Origin of the sequence: Citrobacter sp. B72, from assembly GCF_016894305.1 — a bacterium.
Classification (GTDB): Bacteria; Pseudomonadota; Gammaproteobacteria; order Enterobacterales; family Enterobacteriaceae; genus Citrobacter; species Citrobacter portucalensis.
In genome coordinates, this window is record NZ_CP069801.1 from 4,104,032 (window position 1) to 4,120,975 (window position 16,944).

Consider the following 16,944-nt stretch of genomic DNA (forward strand, 5'->3'; position numbering starts at 1 on the left):
CCCGGACGGGGGGATATTCCTTACAAGCGCTGTAACTCGCCCTGCACGCTCGTATCGCGATGATAAATATCCTGTCGCAGCCAAATCCCCAGACCTAACCCCACCAGCGATAACGCCAGGACATACCAGGCCGGAGCCATTGGCGACACGCTCATTAACATCGTCACGGCGATTGGTGTCAGACCACCAAAAATGGCGTACGACACGTTGTAAGAAAAGGAGATTCCGGTAAAGCGGACCTCCGCCGGAAACGCCCGCACCATCACATAAGGTACAGCCCCCACCACGCCAACGCACAACCCTACCAGCCCGTATAACAAGAACAAGTGCTGAGGATGGCTACCGGTCAGATGATAGAAAAACCAGCTTGAACAGGCCAGCAGCAGGCTGCCGACAATAAAGGTTTTGCTGGCGCCGACCCGATCGACAATAAACCCTGCCAGCAGACAGCCGACGCACAGCATAATGGTCGCGACACTGTTGGCTTGTAACGTCAACGCCGGTGCAAAACCATACTGCTTCTGCAACCAGACTGGCGACATCAGGATCACCACCACAATCCCGGCCGATAACAGCCAGGTCAGCAGCATGGAAATGACCATCGCTTTTTTATGTTTGCTCACCACCGACTTCACCGGTAGCTCTTGCGCCAGCGCTTTACGCTGCTGCATTTCGAGGAAGATGGGCGTTTCCTGCAACCAGCGACGCAGGTACATCGCCACCAGCCCAAACACGCCACCCAGCAGGAACGGGATACGCCAGCCGTAGTCATGCACCGCCTGCTGCGTCAGGCTGGTATTCACCAGCGTCGCAACCACCGATCCCAGCAGAATCCCCACCGTCAGCCCGGCGGTCAGCGTGCCACAGGCAATGCCGATGCGGCGCTCCGGTACGTGCTCCGCAACGAACACCCACGCGCCGGGCACTTCTCCGCCGATGGCAGCGCCTTGCAAAATACGCATCAGCAGTAACAGCAGCGGCGCGAGGATCCCCATTGAGGCGTAGGTAGGCAAAAGACCAATCGCCAGCGTCGGTATCGCCATCAGCAAAATGCTCAGGGTGAACATTTTCTTACGCCCGACCAGATCGCCAAAGTGCGCCATGATGATGCCACCCAGCGGACGCGCCAGATATCCGGCGGCAAAAATGCCGAAGGTTTGCACCTGGCGTAGCCATTCAGGAATGTCTGCCGGGAAGAAGAGTTCGCCAACAACAGCGGCAAAGAAGACGAAGATAATGAAATCATAAAACTCAAGCGCACCGCCGAGGGCAGCAAGCGTAAGAGTTTTATAATCCTGGCGATTCAGCGGTCGAGTGTGTTGTGACATAGCAAACCATGAGTCAGTGGAGTTATTGAATCTGTCTGTCGATATATGTAAAGCAAAAATTACTATATCGTAAACAATTCAATACTCCACTGTCATTGGCACTTATGTCACGATCGGGCTACTTTCAGGTGTTTGTATCGCGAATTGCGCTTTTAGGACGAAAAGATGCTACAACTGCCGGTGCAGTTTCCACATACGGCCCATCCAGCAGCTGTATACAATACGGTACACTTGCAAATATACCCGGCACGATAACCTTACCGTCGGCATCTTTCACGCCTTCCAGCGTTTCTTTGATCGATTTCGGCTGCCCTGGCAGATTCAGAATCAACGCCTGTTTACGAATCACACCAACCTGGCGGGAGAGAATAGCCGTTGGCACAAAGTGCAGGCTTATCTGGCGCATCTGCTCGCCAAAGCCCGGCATCTGGCGGTCGGCTACGGCCAGCGTGGCATCAGGCGTTACATCGCGGCGGGCCGGCCCCGTTCCGCCGGTAGTCAGCACCAGATGACAGCTCATTTCATCCACCAGCTCGCATAAGGTCTGTTCGATGATCGCCTGTTCATCCGGGATCAGTCGCGTTTGCAGCTCAAAAGGGGTGATAAGGGCAGATGCCAACCACTCTTCAAGGGCCGGGATACCTTTATCCTGGTAAACGCCGCTGGAAGCACGGTCAGAAATGGAAACCAGGCCAATGCGTAAAGTATTCATGATTATTCCGTTTAAACAGTCTCGTTAAACAGAATGATACACTGCGAAGGGAAGGACAGACAGGTTTCAGAAGAGGTAGCGTGACCCATATCAGGGCCACGCGTTAATGATTACAGCAGATCGCCGATCATTTTTTCCAGTTTACCCTGGTCTACAGCAAACTTACGGATACCGTCCGCCAGTTTGTCTACAGCCATCGGATCCTGGTTGTGCTGCCACAGGAACTCAGCTTCAGTGATGCGTGCAGGGCGCGCTTTCACTTCGCCGGAGAAGGACAGTTTACGTTCGATAGCGCCTTCGCTTTCCGCCAGTTCTTTCAGCAGTGCCGGTGCAATCGTCAGACGATCGCAGCCTGCCAGCTCAATGATTTCGCCAATGTTACGGAAGCTCGCACCCATCACCACGGTTTCGTAACCGTGTTGTTTGTAGTACTCGTAGATTTCCGTTACGGAAACCACACCCGGATCTTCTGCCGGTGCATACTCTTTCTTGTCAGTGTTGGCTTTGTACCAGTCCAGAATACGGCCAACAAACGGAGAAATCAGATATACGCCAGCTTCTGCACATGCGCGCGCCTGCGCGAAGGAGAACAGCAGAGTCAGGTTACAGTTGATACCTTCTTTTTCCAGCTGCTCAGCGGCACGGATGCCCTGCCAGGTTGAAGCCAGTTTGATCAGAATGCGATCGTTGCTGATGCCAGCATCGTTGTACATTTTGATCAGACGTTTTGCTTTCGCAATGGACGCGTCGGTGTCGTAGGACAGACGAGCGTCAACTTCAGTGGAGATACGACCCGGGACCAGTTTCAGGATCTCCAGACCGATATTTACTGCCAGTTTGTCGGTCGCGTCGACGATCTGCTGTGCGCGGTCGTTGCTCTGCTGCTTAGCCCAGGCTACAGCGTCATCAATCAGCTTGCGGTATTCTGGGATCTGCGCTGCGTTAAGAATGAGAGAAGGGTTAGTTGTGGCATCCTGAGGCTGATACAGCTTCATTGCCGCGATGTCTCCGGTGTCGGCCACTACTGTGGTGAACTGACGAAGGGAGGTCAATTTGTCCGTCATGATAGCGATTCTCTTTAAACAGCTTGTTAGGGGGATGTAACCGATCTTCCCTGATGATAGCACGACGCACTCTCAGCGCAACCGCCTGGATTGTCCGACCCGCCGCTCAGCCCTGATTACGCATCTCACAGCCCGTGATGCGCAATTAAAGATATACCCATTGTTATGGTAAACTCCCGCAATCAATCACCTTATAAGGTATATACTGGTCGATAATTGGTAGCGCTTACACGGGATTATTCGCGCTTACCGGCATCAACAAGAGGGATGTTAATGCCTGATTTTTTCTCATTTATTAATGAAATACTCTGGGGATCGGTGATGATCTACCTCCTGCTTGGCGCAGGATGTTGGTTCACCTGGCGTACAGGGTTCGTGCAGTTCCGCTATATTCGCCAGTTTGGCAAAAGTCTTAAAAACAGCATCAGCCCGCAGCCGGGCGGTTTAACTTCTTTTCAGGCTCTGTGCACCAGTCTTGCCGCGCGCGTCGGTAGCGGAAATCTGGCGGGTGTGGCGTTGGCGATCGCCGCCGGCGGCGCGGGAGCCATTTTCTGGATGTGGGTCTCGGCGGTCATTGGTATGGCAACCTCATTCGCCGAATGTTCCCTTGCCCAGCTGTATAAAGAGCGCGACAGCAAGGGACAGTTACGCGGCGGTCCTGCATGGTATATGGCCCGTGGACTGGGCATGCGCTGGATGGGCGTGCTGTTTGCCATCTTTTTACTCATTGCCTATGGCCTGATTTTTAACAGCGTGCAGGCAAACTCAGTCTCTCGTGCGTTGACCTTTGCTTTTGACATCCCTCCCCTCTTCTCCGGTATCGCACTGGCAATAGTGTCATTACTGGTCATCGTCGGCGGCATTAAAGGCGTTGCCCGCCTGATGCAATGGTTTGTTCCGATGATGGCGCTGCTGTGGATCGGTTGTAGCCTCGTCATCTGCCTTTGGCATTTCGGACAGCTCCCCGGCATTATCATGACCATCATAAAAAGCGCCTTTGGCTGGCAGGAAGCCGCGGCCGGTGCCGCCGGGTATACGCTAAGCCAGGCCATTGCCAGCGGTTTTCAGCGCGGTATGTTCTCTAATGAAGCCGGAATGGGCTCAACCCCGAACGCAGCTGCCTCGGCAGCATCCTGGCCGCCACACCCTGCCGCACAAGGCATTGTGCAAATGATTGGTGTATTGGGCGATACGCTAATTCTTTGTACGGCCAGCGCAATGATCATTTTACTGGCGGGTAATGGCACCACTTATGTGCCAATGGAAGGCATCCAGTTGCTGCAACGAGCCATGGTCTCGCTGACGGGTGAATGGGGGGCCGGATTCGTTGCCTTAATAGTGATTCTGTTTGCCTTTAGCTCTATCGTCGCCAACTACATTTATGCGGAAAACAACCTCATTTTCCTGAAACTGGACAACATTCGGGTTATCTGGTTATTACGTATTGCCACCGTTTGCACCGTTATTGGCGGTACGTTAATCAGTTTTCCGCTGGTCTGGCAACTTGCGGACATCATCATGGCCTGTATGGCCATTACTAACCTGACGGCGATTCTGCTGCTTTCTCCGGTTGTACATACCATCGCCAGCGACTATCTGCGCCAGCGAAAACTCGGGGTGCGCCCGGAATTCGATCCGCGCCGTTATCCTGATATCAGACAACAGCTTGCACCCGATAGCTGGGATGAAACGCCGCGCGAATAGCGCGGCAATCGCAACCATCGATCAATTCAGTCGTTTTTTTTGCTAAAGTCGCAGTAAATTTCCTGCAAGGACTGGATATGCTGATTCTGATTTCACCTGCAAAAACGCTCGACTACCAAAGCCCGCTGGCAACGACACGTCATACGCTGCCCGAGTTGCTGGATCACTCTCAGCAACTTATTCACGTGGCACGCCAGCTCTCTGCACCGCAGATTGGCAAGCTGATGGGGATTAGCGACAAGCTGGCGGATCTGAACGCCACCCGTTTCCATGACTGGCAGCCTGACTTCACGCCGGACAATGCACGTCAGGCCATTCTGGCGTTTAAAGGCGACGTCTATACAGGGTTGCAGGCTGAAACCTTCAGCGAGGCGGATTTCGACTTCGCTCAACAGCATTTACGGATGCTGTCCGGGTTGTACGGCGTTTTGCGTCCGCTGGATTTGATGCAGCCTTACCGTCTGGAGATGGGCATTCGTCTGGCCAATGCGAAGGGTAAAGATCTCTACCAGTTCTGGGGAGATACCATCACCGATAAACTCAACGAAGCGCTGGAAGCGCAAGGCGACAGAGTGGTGATCAACCTCGCCTCGGATGAGTATTTTAAATCCGTGAAGCCGAAAAAACTCAACGCTGAGCTTATCAAACCGGTCTTCCTCGACGAGAAGAACGGCAAGTTTAAAGTCATCAGCTTCTATGCCAAAAAAGCGCGCGGACTGATGAGTCGCTACATTATTGAGAACCGCTTAACGCAACCGGAACAGCTGACCGCATTTAACAGCGAAGGCTACTTCTTTGATGAAGAAGCATCAGGAAACGGCGAACTGGTGTTTAAACGCCACGAGCAATAGTAAAAAGGCCGGATGACGGCTAACGCCTTATCCGGCCTACAGGTTTTGTCGGCCCGCTATGCAAAGCGCCAGCGGGCACAACCGTTAACCGCGGGTCATCATTAGCTTACGCAGCGCAGCAAAATCAGCAGGCAGGTGATGAGAAAGCAGCGGCAGGTCCGCGCGTTCCGCCAGTTCTTTTGGCAACGCCAGCGTCAGGTCAAGAATCTCTTCAACGCTTTCTTTAAACTTCGCCGGATGCGCAGTACCGAGGAACAGGCCATACTCGCCAGGGTTCAGTTGGTCACGCAGCGCGCGGTAAGCCACCGCTGCATGTGGTTCTGAGGTGTAGCCTATCTCATGTAACTCACGCATCGTGTCCTGAGTCGTCGCATCGTCAACAGCGGCATAACCCAGCTCATTCAGACGCCAGATTTTACGGCGGAACAGTTCTTCCACGCGCGGCCAGTTGTTCGGCTGGCTGACATCCATCGCATTCGACAACGTTGCCTGAGTCGCTTTCGGTGCCCACTCGCCTTCTGCAAGGAAGCGCGGAACCGTATCATTAACGTTAGTCGCCGCGATAAAACGCTTCACCGGCAAGCCCAGTGATTTCGCCAGCAGCCCGGCGGTCAGATCGCCAAAGTTACCGCTGGGAACGGAAATCACCAGTTGATTACGCGCCTCTTGCGGCAGTTGGGCCACAGCCTCAAAATAGTAACAGATTTGCGCCAACAGACGGCTGATGTTAATTGAGTTAGCCGAGTTCAGCCCCAGAGCCACCTTCAGCTCTTCGTCATCAAACGCCTGTTTCACCAGCGCCTGGCAGGCATCAAAATCGCCATCAATCGCCACAGTTTCAATGTTACCGCCCAGCGTACAGAACAGTTTTTCCTGTAATGGGCTGATCTTGCCGTTCGGGTAGAGGATCACCACGCGCACATTTTTCAGGCCATAAAAGGCATGCGCAACCGCCGCCCCGGTGTCTCCGGAGGTCGCCGTCAGAATCGTTACCGGTTTGTCGCCACTGATGTGCGTCAGCATCTGCGCCATAAAGCGCCCGCCAAAGTCTTTAAATGCAAGCGTAGGGCCGTGGAACAGTTCCAGACAGCCGACATCCTCGGCAACCTGGGCAACCGGAGCCGGAAAGGCAAATGCCGCACGCACGCGCTCTTCCAGAATTTCCTGAGGGATCTCATCCCCAATAAATGCGGACAGGATCTTCGCGCTGCGGCTAACGAAGTCCTGGTTCAGCATCTCATCCACTTCTGTCAGATTGAATTCCGGCAGATCGTGCGGAAAAAACAATCCCTGATTCTTGCCCAGTCCTTGCGTAACGGCCTGTGCAAAGCTGACCTGTTCGTTGTGATCTTTCAGATTATACAGTTTCATTGATTATCCCAGTACCCGTGCGCCCGCCGTGTCCAGCCGGCAAATATGAACAAAGCCTTCCTGATTTTGCAGGTAATTTTTACCCAGCCAGTCCGCTACGCGCTGCGCCGTATCCGGCTTATCGCACAAGGCGAACAGCGTCGGTCCTGACCCGGATATACCGCTGGCCAGCGCGCCAATTTCTGCGACCGCCTGACGCGCCTGGCTAAAGCCTGGCAGCAAGCGGGTACGATACGGCTCAGCAATGACATCTTTCATCAGCTTCGCGGCCAGAAGAGGCTGACGGGAATAGCAGGCATGGATGAATCCAGCCAGATGCCGCCCATGAGCGATACAGTCCTGACGGCGATACTGGGCTGGGAGAATCGCCCGCGCTTCTGCCGTCGACACTTTTATCCCCGGATACGCCAGTACCCACAGCCACTCATCAAAGCCTGGCACCTGCTGGCTAATAATGCCGTTTTCTTCAATCATTAACTGCATGCCGCCCAAAAAGCACGGGGCGACGTTATCGTAATGAATACTGCCGGAGATACGCCCTTCCAGCTCGCCCATTATCGCTAACAGGCGCGTATCGTTGAGCGGCTTGCCGCAGTGTTCGTTCATAGCGACCAGCGCCGCCACGACGGAACAGGCGCTGGAGCCTAACCCGGAGCCAATCGGCATATTTTTTTCCAGCGTCATCGCCACCGGAACGCTTTTACCCAGCTCCTGACAGAATCGCTCCCAGCACTGGTAGACAATGTTTTCTCGCGGCTCAGGCGGCAGTTTGTTGGCAAAGCGCCCAAGGTTGTTCAGGCTGAACTGGTCAGCCGCCTCAACGGACACCACATCACCCAACAACGAACCGTCCACCGGCGTTACCGCTGCACCGAGTACATCAAACCCGACGCTCATATTGGCACTGGAAGCCGGGGCATAAACTCTCACCATGTCAGACTCCTAACTTCCATGAAAGGGTGCGTAGCAGGTCGGCAAAGACGCCCGCCGCCGTCACATCGTTACCCGCGCCATATCCGCGCAGAACCAACGGTAACGGCTGATAGTAGTGGCTATAGAACGCCAGCGCGTTTTCACCGTTTTTCACTTTAAACAGCGGATCGTTGCCGTCTACTGCATCAATTTTCACGCGACAAACGCCGTCCTCTTCGATATTGCCAACATAGCGCAATACTTTTCCCTCATCACGGGCTTTCGCCACACGCGCGGCAAAGACGTCATCCAGCTGCGACAATTTCGCCATAAACGCGGAAACATCACCGGAGTCATCAAACTCTTTTGGCAGGACCGGCTCAATGACAATGTCAGAAAGCTCCAGCTCACGACCGGTTTCACGGGCCAGGATCAGCAGCTTACGCGCCACGTCCGTACCGGAAAGATCGTCACGCGGATCGGGTTCGGTATAGCCCATCTCACGCGCCAGGATGGTGGCCTGCGAGAAGCTCATGCCTTCATCCAGTTTGCCGAAAATAAACGACAGTGAGCCAGAAAGGATGCCTGAAAAGCGTTGCAGTTCATCACCTGCGCTGAGCAGATTTTGCAGGTTTTCAATAACCGGCAATCCCGCGCCCACGTTGGTGTCGTACAGGAATTTACGACGAGACTTCGCGGCGGCAAAACGCAACTGATGATAGTAATCCATCGACGACGTGTTGGCCTTTTTGTTCGGCGTAACCACGTGGAAGCCTTCACGCAAGAAGTCGGCATATTGATCCGCTACCGCCTGGCTTGACGTACAGTCGACAATCACCGGATTGAGCAGATGGTATTCTTTCACCAGACGAATTAAGCGCCCAAGGTTGAAAGGCTCTTTCGCGCTCTCCAGCTCCGACTGCCAGTTTTCCAGATTCAGACCGTGGACGTTGGTCAGCAGAGCCTTCGAGTTCGCCACGCCGCACACGCGCAGATCGATATGCTTCTTTTTGAGCCAGGTTTGCTGACGTTTAAGCTGCTCCAGCAGCGCACCGCCCACGCCGCCTACGCCAATCACAAACACTTCAATCACCTGGTCGGTGTTGAACAGCATCTGATGGGTCACGCGTACGCCGGTGGTCGCGTCATCGTTATTCACCACCACCGAAATAGAACGCTCAGACGAGCCCTGGGCGATCGCTACAATATTGATGTTCGCCCGAGCCAGCGCGGCAAAGAACTTCGCCGAGATGCCGCGCAGGGTGCGCATACCATCGCCAACAACAGAGATGATGGCCAGACGCTCAGTCACCGCCAACGGCTCCAGAAGGCCTTCTTTCAGCTCGAGGTAGAATTCATCCTGCATGGCGCGTTGCGCACGCGCGCAGTCGCCCTGCGGGACGCAGAAGCTGATGCTGTATTCAGAAGAGGATTGAGTGATCAGCACCACCGAGATGCCCGCACGCGACATGGCGGCAAAAACGCGCGCCGCCATGCCCACCATGCCTTTCATTCCAGGGCCGGAAACGCTAAACATCGCCATGTTATTGAGGTTAGAAATACCTTTTACCGGCAAATCATCGTCATCACTGCTGGCACCGATCAGCGTACCGGGCGCTTGCGGATTGCCGGTATTTTTAATCAGGCACGGGATCTGGAACTGGGCAATAGGGGTAATGGTGCGCGGATGCAGCACTTTGGCGCCGAAGTAAGAAAGCTCCATCGCTTCCTGATAAGACATCGACTTAAGTAGTCGGGCATCGGGTACCTGACGCGGATCGCAAGTATATACGCCGTCGACATCGGTCCAGATTTCACAACAATCGGCACGCAAACAGGCGGCCAGTACGGCGGCAGAGTAGTCAGAGCCATTACGTCCCAACACCACTAACTCACCTTTTTCATTTCCGGCGGTAAACCCTGCCATCAGAATCATGTGATCCGCAGGAATACGGCTGGCGGCGATGCGGCGCGTAGATTCGGCGATATCAACGGTAGATTCGAGGTAATGGCCGACAGCCAGCAATTTCTCCACCGGGTCGATGACCGTTACGTTATGCCCGCGTGCTTCCAGCAGGCCGGCCATGATAGCAATCGACATTTTTTCACCACGGCAGATAAGCGCGGCATTGATGCTGTCCGGGCACTGTCCCAGCAGGCTGATGCCGTGCAGGACGTGCTTAATCTGAGCAAATTCTTGTTCAACAAAGGCTTTGAGCTGCGCCAGCGGAAAACCTGGTTGCTCGGCGGCAAGACCCACCAGCAGCTCGGAGAAAATGCGTTCGGCGTCGCTGATATTAGCTAAAGCATCCTGACCACCGATGGTCTTCTCAATCATTGCCACCAGATGGTTGGTAATTTTTGCGGGGGCAGAGAGAACGGTCGCGACCTGCCCCTGTCTGGCATTGCTTTCCAGAATATCGGCAACCCGCAGAAAGCGCTCTGCATTTGCCACTGATGTACCGCCGAACTTCAACACTCGCATGGTTTACCTCATTGCCTTTGGTCGAAAAAAAAGCCCGCACTGTTTAGGTGCGGGCTTTTTCTTGTGTTTCCTGTACGCGTCAGCCCGCACCGTTACCTGTGGTAATGGTGATGGTTGTAGTAATGGTGATGCTGATGCGTTTCATGATGTTGTGTGCTCTGTAATTATTTATTATCTGTCCTGTATTCTTTTAGGGTTAAAGTATCTGCTGACCTAAGTCAATAAATTTTTAAATTGATCACATTCCGAAACTTGTTCATGAGCGACTGCTTGCCCTTTTACTTTCAACCAATACAGCATGTCGAGCCCACTTGAACCAAGAACAAAACACTACACAACAAAAATTGTTCGACATTTTATTTTGTGACGTTTTTTTCAATATCATGTAAAAAACGGTGCAACATTGCCGTGTCTCGCTGCCCCAACAGACCCATTCGCTGTTGCAACCAGTCCGTCAGCTTGATGTCGTCAGAAACGTTCAGCGTGGCTAATAAACGCAAAACGCGTGCGCGCAATGCCTGCAGTTGAAGCTCATCCGTCACCTCAACGTTTTTGGCCGGTTGTTGTATTAAACCTGCTAATTGATAGCAATACACCATCACCGCCTGCCCCAAATTGAGTGAAGGATAGTCAGCAACCATCGGTACACCAGTGAGTACATCTGCCAGCGCTAATTCTTCATTGGTCAGCCCCGAATCTTCACGACCAAACACCAGCGCTGCATGTTCCATCCACGTGGATTTCTCCTGTAACAGGGGAACCAGTTCGACCGGAGTGGCGTAATAATGGAACTTCGCCCGGCTACGCGCGGTGGTCGCAATGGTAAAATCTACGTCGTGAAGCGCATCGGCTAACGTTGGAAAAACGTTAATATTATCAATAATGTCGCCCGATCCATGCGCGACCCATCGCGTGGCTGGTTCCAGGTGCGCCTCGCTGTCAACGATACGTAATTGAGTGAATCCCATGGTCTTCATCGCACGGGCAGCCGCGCCAATATTTTCCGCTCTGGCAGGGGCAACCAGAATAATTGTTAAACGCATTTCGATACTCTTTTTGGTCAGTCTGCAAGTAATAATGTGACGCACGTCAACATATTACGCAGCGCAAATTTACATTTTTTTAACAGAAGTCACTGAAAAAGGATTTCGCATCCGGTAAAAAATGCTAAACTATTTCCAAACTGTACTATTGCTTTTTATGTTAACAAAAGTTGTATATCCCTCTGTTTATCCATGATAATTTATTTTAAAATGGATCGCATTGGTTGGATTCATTACATTTATTAATTAGCTCGTGCAACTAGTTGTAATATTGCAATTTTGTGATGAAAGCAAACATTTGGATACGTTGATTTCATCAAACTGTTAACGTGCTACAATTGAACTTGATATATGTCAACGAAGCGTAGTTTTATTGGGTGTCCGGCATGTCTTAGCCTGTTATGTTGCTGTTAAAATGGTTAGGATGACAGCCGTTTTTGACACTGTCGGGTCCAGAGGGAAACTACCCACGACCAAGCTAATGATGTTGTTGACGTTGATGGAAAGTGCATCAAGAACGCAATTACGTACTTTAGTCATGTTACGCCGATCATGTTAATTTACGGCATGCATCAGGCAGGTCAGGGACTTTTGTACTTCCTGTTTCGATTTAGTTGGCAATTTAGGTAGCAAACATGCAGACCCCGCACATTCTTATCGTTGAAGACGAGTTAGTAACACGCAACACGTTGAAAAGCATTTTCGAAGCAGAAGGCTATGATGTATTCGAAGCGACAGATGGCGCGGAAATGCATCAGATTCTCTCTGAATATGACATCAACCTTGTGATTATGGATATCAATCTGCCTGGGAAAAATGGCCTCCTGTTAGCGCGCGAACTTCGCGAACAAGCTAACGTTGCGCTGATGTTCCTGACGGGCCGTGATAACGAAGTCGATAAAATTCTCGGCCTCGAAATCGGCGCAGACGATTACATCACCAAGCCGTTTAACCCGCGCGAACTGACTATCCGTGCTCGTAACCTGCTGTCCCGTACCATGAACCTGGGTACTGTCAGCGAAGAACGCCGTAGCGTCGAAAGCTACAAGTTCAACGGCTGGGAGCTGGACATCAACAGCCGCTCTCTGATTGGTCCTGACGGCGAGCAGTATAAACTGCCACGCAGCGAATTCCGTGCAATGCTTCACTTCTGTGAGAATCCGGGCAAAATCCAGTCTCGCGCAGAACTGCTGAAAAAAATGACCGGTCGCGAACTGAAGCCGCATGACCGTACCGTTGACGTGACTATCCGCCGCATTCGTAAACATTTCGAATCTACGCCGGATACGCCAGAAATCATCGCCACCATTCACGGTGAAGGCTACCGTTTCTGCGGCGACCTGCAGGATTAATTCAATCCTTACAGGTAAAAAAACGGCGCATTATGCGCCGTTTTTCATTTCCCCACCGCCCTATTTCCATAGGCGAAACTCGTCACTCTGCGCAGGCAGAGGCTCCGGAATTTCTGTCGGCTTTGGTTTTGGCTGTGCCAGCGAGTGCCAGTCAAGATGACGCGTCAGGAACATCACGCCACACAACGCGACCAACAGCACGCCGGTTCCCAGCAGTAAAGAGCTGTCCTGTGAACGTAGCAGCACCCACATCACCCCATCCAACCCCAGCAGCGCCACGGTGAATAAAATACTGTTCCGCCAACTCTGTAATATCGCCTGCAGATACACCCCGTTCATTAACGCGCCTACCAGGCTTGCCGTAATCCACGCCGCCGTAAACCCAATGTGCTCAGACAATGCCAGCAGCAGCAGATAAAACATCACCAGCGATAGCCCCATCAGCAGATACTGCATCGGGTGCAGACGCAGGCTGGTCATACTTTCAAGCACGAAGAAAGACATAAAGGTCAGTACAATCAGCAGGATGGCATACTTGGTAGCCCTATCCGTTAACTGATACTGATCCGCTGGCGTGGCGACGGCAACGCTAAATGCAGGCATTCCCTTCCAGCCAATCTTTTCGCCATCAAAGCGTTCGCCGAGGTTATTCGCGAACCAGCTGCTCTGCCACTGGGCCTTAAATCCTGATTCGCTGATTTCGCGCTTCGCCGGGAGGAAATCCCCAAGAAAGTTGGGATGCGGCCAGTTGCTGGTTAAGGTCATTTCACTGTTACGGCCAACCGGAACAACGGAGAAATCTCCGGTTCCGCTCAAATTCAACGACAGCGCCATGCTCAGGTTTTGCTCCGCCCAGCTCGCGTCAGGTAGCGGTATGTGGATCCCTTGAGCTCCCCCATCCAGCCCCGTCCCTGGCTCAACGGCCAGCGATTCCCCATTGACCTGCGGCGCTTGCACCACACCGATCCCGCGCGCATCCCCCACGCCAACCACGATAAACGGTTTGCCGACGCTGACATTGGGATGGTTTAAATCGCGCAAGCGTTCAGCGTTAAATTCGGCCTTCACCAAGAGGTCATTGTGCCAGACCTGGCCTTCGTAAATACCGATTTTACGCGCTTCAACGTTCTGATTCCCCTCAACCACCAACGACTCCGGCAGCCAGAAATGGATATAGCTACGCTTACGCTGGATCTGTTTGTCGCCTTCCAGCTCGATATACAGTTCCGTCACCGGGACGGCAATCAGCGGCCCGACCATCTTTTGCGGCCCACTGGTGCTCTGACGAATAGCATCTTCGACTTCATCACGATAATCCGATCGCTCAACGATTATCTGCCTGACCATCGTCAGTGGAATTAACAGCAGTAATATTGCGCCGCCTAAGGTGACAATTTTCCAAAACAGGGGTGATTTAAACATAGCGTTCTCCTTTGCAATATCAGCAAGGTAGAACAGCTATGTGCGGAGAATTTGAAGTTATGTGAAGTGACGGTGAAGCGTAAACGAGGCCTGGGCGCCGCCCTCTGGTCGGTTAGATAATGTCACCGTACCTTCATGCAGTCGTGCAACTTCATTGACAAACGCCAGCCCCAAACCGCTGCTCTTGTGTCCATTCTCGCGGGGCAGCGAGTAGAAGCGCTCAAAAATACGCGGCAACGCAAAATCAGGGATCCCGCTACCGCTGTCGGTAACCTGCAATGTGACCAGCTCCTCCTGCTGATGCGCGCTCAACGTAATCGTCCCACCCTGTGGCGTGAAGTCGATAGCGTTGTCGAGCAAGTTCCCCAATGCCTGCTCCAGCAGCGCGGGATCGGCAGCGACGCTAAGCGATGAAGGCAGAATGGTCAGCGTAATGTTTTTTGCCGCCAGTTGCACGCTACGCGCCTCTTTGAGCTGAGCAAAAAGCGTATCTACCTCCACCGCCGTCAACGTAATGTCCTGTCGATTCTCCAGTCGCGCCTGGCGCAGCAAAGTTTCGACCAGCGCCTGCATACGCGCATTTTGCGTCAGAATATTATCGGTAAAACGCGCTACCACGTTTGGCGGCGGGCCTTCGCGCAATATCTCTGCCGCGCCACGAATAGCCGCCAGCGGACTTTTCAGCTCATGCGTTAACGCGTAGACATACTGCTCAATGTAGTTCTTGCCTTCGAGCTTCAGGCGCATACTTTCCAGCGCCTGCGCCAGTTTGCGTAACTCGCTGCTGCCTAAATCAGGCAGTGGGACGGGGCGATTCTCGGTAACGGAGTCGGCATAACGCGCCAGCCGGGCAATGGATCGGTTTATCCACCATACCATCCCGAAGCCAATCACCAGGGCAATGCCCAGCAATACGGCGCTGGCCCACAGCATTCGCCGTTCACTGCGTTTAATCACCGGTGCCATCGCCGCATTTGGTTTGCCGACACTGAGCACACCGATAATACGACCACCATCTACGATCGGCGCGGCAACGTACATCACCGAGCTTTCCGGATCGTTCGGGTTTTGCGGCGTGCTGCGGGCGCCATACTGCCCACGCAGCGTTAACCACACATCGTTCCAGCGGGAGTAGTCCTGACCGACGGCCTGGTTAGCTGAATCAAACAACACCTTGCCCTGCGCGTCCGTCATGTATACATGGTATTCATTACGCACTTTGTTAATGCCGCTGATGTTGGCATTAAATGGGCGGTTATGCAGCTGCGCAAATGCCTGCGCCAGCTTGCCGTTAGCCGGTGAGTCAGAGAGCACGTCATCACGCGCCAGTGCAGCCAGCAGCGTGGCGGTATCAATTAGAGTACCTTCGGTCGCCCGACGAACGCCTGGCTTAATTTCCTGCACAAAGATCGACAGAACAAACCAGGCGGCGACCGCGACAATCAGAAAATAGCCGAGCAGCAAACGCATTCCAATGCGCATCAGCAGTTCCTCAGGCTGTATCCCATACCGCGATGTGTATTGATGGGGGAAAGCTCCGGATTGATAGCCCGCAGCTTGGCGCGCAGCGTTTTGATGTGAGTATCAACCGTTCTGTCAAAGGTATCCTGCGCGTCTGCCCAGACTAAATCCATCAGCTGCTGGCGAGAGTAAATACGTCCCGGCGACATCAGCAATGTTTTCAGCAGCAGGAATTCATAACGCGTCAGGTTCAACGGCATGCTGAACCAGGTAATCTGCGCGGCCAGCTCATTAAGTTCAAAATCCCCACAGCGTGTCATCGATGAAGGCGTGGAGAATTTTTGCACCCGCCGCAGCAGCGTACGCACACGAGCGCACACCTCGCGCGGCGAGAAAGGCTTGGCAACATAGTCATCTGCACCAATTTCCAGCCCCAACAGGCGATCCACTTCATCGCTGCGCGCGGTCAGAAAGAGGATCGGCAACGCCGGGTGGCGTTCCAGTAAACGTCGGCACAGTTCAAAACCGCTGATATCCGGTAGCCCGACATCCAGAATGATGGCATCAGGGCATTGCTGGCGAGATTTCTCCAGCACGGGAAATCCGCGCTCAAACGCCTCTACGCTAAACCCTTCTTGTTGCAGCATGTAGATAAGCGTATCAGCGATTCCCTGCTCATCCTCAACCAACCAGATCAACGGCTGTTGCATTGTGCTTCCTTGTTATTGCCGCCACGGCATGATGGGTACCGCACTGATGGCATTTTTGGGCGATCCATCGACAACTTTATCTGAATACGCCAGATAGGCCAGCGCATTACGTTTCGCATCGTAAAAACGCACGACCTGTAAAGATTTAAACACCAGCGAGGTACGTTTCTTAAATACCACTTCGCCCTGAGCTTTACCGTTCTTGATTCTGTCGCTCAGTTCTACCGGCCCAACCTGCTGGCAAGAGATGGCGGCATCGGAGGTATCTTCCGCCAGCCCCAGTCCACCTTTGATGCCGCCGGTCTTCGCACGACTCACGTAACAGGTCACATTGGTAACATCCGGATCGTCAAACGCTTCGACCACAATTTTATGATCCGGCCCAAACATTTTGAACACCGTATCGACAGATCCAATCTGCTCCGCATGGGCGACCTGCGCCAACATCAGCAGAATTGAGGAAATGACTAAGCTCTTATATTTCATATTGTTACCATTCTTAAAAGTTGTTCTGCGTAATTATTAAACA

Annotated in this window: 16 protein-coding genes and 1 other annotated feature; of the genes, 3 read left to right on the plus strand and 13 right to left on the minus strand. The window is 53.0% G+C overall.

Annotated features, from left to right (window positions below; genetic code table 11):
- Positions 1–20: 20 nt before the first annotated feature.
- The 3 genes from JQN59_RS19605 to tal form a co-directional block, all read right to left on the minus strand.
- Positions 21–1,328 carry an MFS transporter gene (locus JQN59_RS19605; protein ID WP_204528145.1) on the minus strand — a complete coding sequence of 436 codons (1,308 nt, stop codon included), beginning with the start codon at positions 1,326–1,328 and terminating at the stop codon, positions 21–23.
- 124 nt (positions 1,329–1,452) lie between these two features.
- Complete coding sequence (mog, locus tag JQN59_RS19610; protein ID WP_149607601.1) at positions 1,453–2,040, minus strand: molybdopterin adenylyltransferase; 588 nt, start codon at positions 2,038–2,040, stop codon at positions 1,453–1,455.
- A gap of 110 nt (positions 2,041–2,150) precedes the next feature.
- Positions 2,151–3,104, minus strand: coding sequence for a transaldolase (gene tal, locus JQN59_RS19615; protein ID WP_003018974.1), 954 nt, complete (start codon positions 3,102–3,104; stop codon positions 2,151–2,153).
- Between the two features lie 273 nt (positions 3,105–3,377).
- On the opposite strand from tal, the gene JQN59_RS19620 reads away from it, so the two are divergent.
- Both JQN59_RS19620 and yaaA read left to right on the plus strand, forming a co-directional pair.
- Positions 3,378–4,808, plus strand: a complete 1,431-nt coding sequence (locus tag JQN59_RS19620; RefSeq protein WP_149607600.1) for an alanine/glycine:cation symporter family protein — start codon at positions 3,378–3,380, stop codon at positions 4,806–4,808.
- A gap of 77 nt (positions 4,809–4,885) precedes the next feature.
- On the plus strand, positions 4,886–5,659 hold the full coding sequence (gene yaaA, locus JQN59_RS19625) for a peroxide stress protein YaaA (RefSeq protein ID WP_048214979.1): 774 nt from the start codon (positions 4,886–4,888) through the stop codon (positions 5,657–5,659).
- A gap of 84 nt (positions 5,660–5,743) precedes the next feature.
- On the opposite strand, the gene thrC is transcribed toward yaaA, so the two are convergent.
- From thrC to yjjY, 6 genes are all read right to left on the minus strand, one after another.
- Positions 5,744–7,030 (minus strand): threonine synthase, encoded by a 1,287-nt coding sequence (gene thrC, locus JQN59_RS19630; protein WP_128316499.1) that lies wholly within the window; start codon positions 7,028–7,030, stop codon positions 5,744–5,746.
- Between the two features lie 3 nt (positions 7,031–7,033).
- Positions 7,034–7,963, minus strand: coding sequence for a homoserine kinase (thrB, locus tag JQN59_RS19635; RefSeq protein WP_128611311.1), 930 nt, complete (start codon positions 7,961–7,963; stop codon positions 7,034–7,036).
- 1 nt (position 7,964) lies between these two features.
- Complete coding sequence (gene thrA / locus JQN59_RS19640; RefSeq protein ID WP_149607599.1) at positions 7,965–10,427, minus strand: bifunctional aspartate kinase/homoserine dehydrogenase I; 2,463 nt, start codon at positions 10,425–10,427, stop codon at positions 7,965–7,967.
- A 23-nt stretch (positions 10,428–10,450) separates the two neighbouring features.
- Positions 10,451–10,577 (minus strand) — a sequence feature (Thr leader region).
- A complete protein-coding gene (gene thrL / locus JQN59_RS19645) occupies positions 10,507–10,572 on the minus strand; it encodes a thr operon leader peptide (protein WP_032337689.1) in 66 nt (21 codons plus the stop codon). It overlaps the preceding feature by 66 nt.
- A 206-nt stretch (positions 10,578–10,783) precedes the next feature.
- Positions 10,784–11,470 (minus strand): tRNA/rRNA methyltransferase, encoded by a 687-nt coding sequence (locus tag JQN59_RS19650; RefSeq protein ID WP_071446032.1) that lies wholly within the window; start codon positions 11,468–11,470, stop codon positions 10,784–10,786.
- Between the two features lie 399 nt (positions 11,471–11,869).
- Positions 11,870–12,010 carry a protein YjjY gene (gene yjjY / locus JQN59_RS19655; protein WP_042998021.1) on the minus strand — a complete coding sequence of 47 codons (141 nt, stop codon included), beginning with the start codon at positions 12,008–12,010 and terminating at the stop codon, positions 11,870–11,872.
- Between the two features lie 95 nt (positions 12,011–12,105).
- Here yjjY and arcA point away from each other — a divergent pair, with 95 nt between their 5' ends.
- Positions 12,106–12,822, plus strand: coding sequence for a two-component system response regulator ArcA (arcA, locus tag JQN59_RS19660; RefSeq protein WP_001194359.1), 717 nt, complete (start codon positions 12,106–12,108; stop codon positions 12,820–12,822).
- A 60-nt stretch (positions 12,823–12,882) separates the two neighbouring features.
- On the opposite strand, the gene creD is transcribed toward arcA, so the two are convergent.
- The 4 genes from creD to creA are packed head-to-tail and all read right to left on the minus strand — an operon-like array spanning position 12,883 to position 16,901.
- Positions 12,883–14,244: a cell envelope integrity protein CreD gene (creD, locus tag JQN59_RS19665; RefSeq protein ID WP_149607598.1), complete on the minus strand. Its 1,362-nt coding sequence runs from the start codon at positions 14,242–14,244 to the stop codon at positions 12,883–12,885.
- A gap of 57 nt (positions 14,245–14,301) precedes the next feature.
- The gene (creC, locus tag JQN59_RS19670; protein WP_032942324.1) at positions 14,302–15,726 is read right to left on the minus strand and encodes a two-component system sensor histidine kinase CreC; all 1,425 of its coding nucleotides are present in this window, start codon (positions 15,724–15,726) and stop codon (positions 14,302–14,304) included.
- The gene (gene creB / locus JQN59_RS19675; RefSeq protein ID WP_003829928.1) at positions 15,726–16,415 is read right to left on the minus strand and encodes a two-component system response regulator CreB; all 690 of its coding nucleotides are present in this window, start codon (positions 16,413–16,415) and stop codon (positions 15,726–15,728) included. The genes creC and creB overlap by 1 nt, the downstream gene beginning before the upstream one ends.
- Before the next feature lie 12 nt (positions 16,416–16,427).
- Positions 16,428–16,901, minus strand: a complete 474-nt coding sequence (gene creA / locus JQN59_RS19680; protein WP_003018998.1) for a protein CreA — start codon at positions 16,899–16,901, stop codon at positions 16,428–16,430.
- Positions 16,902–16,944: the final 43 nt, after the last annotated feature.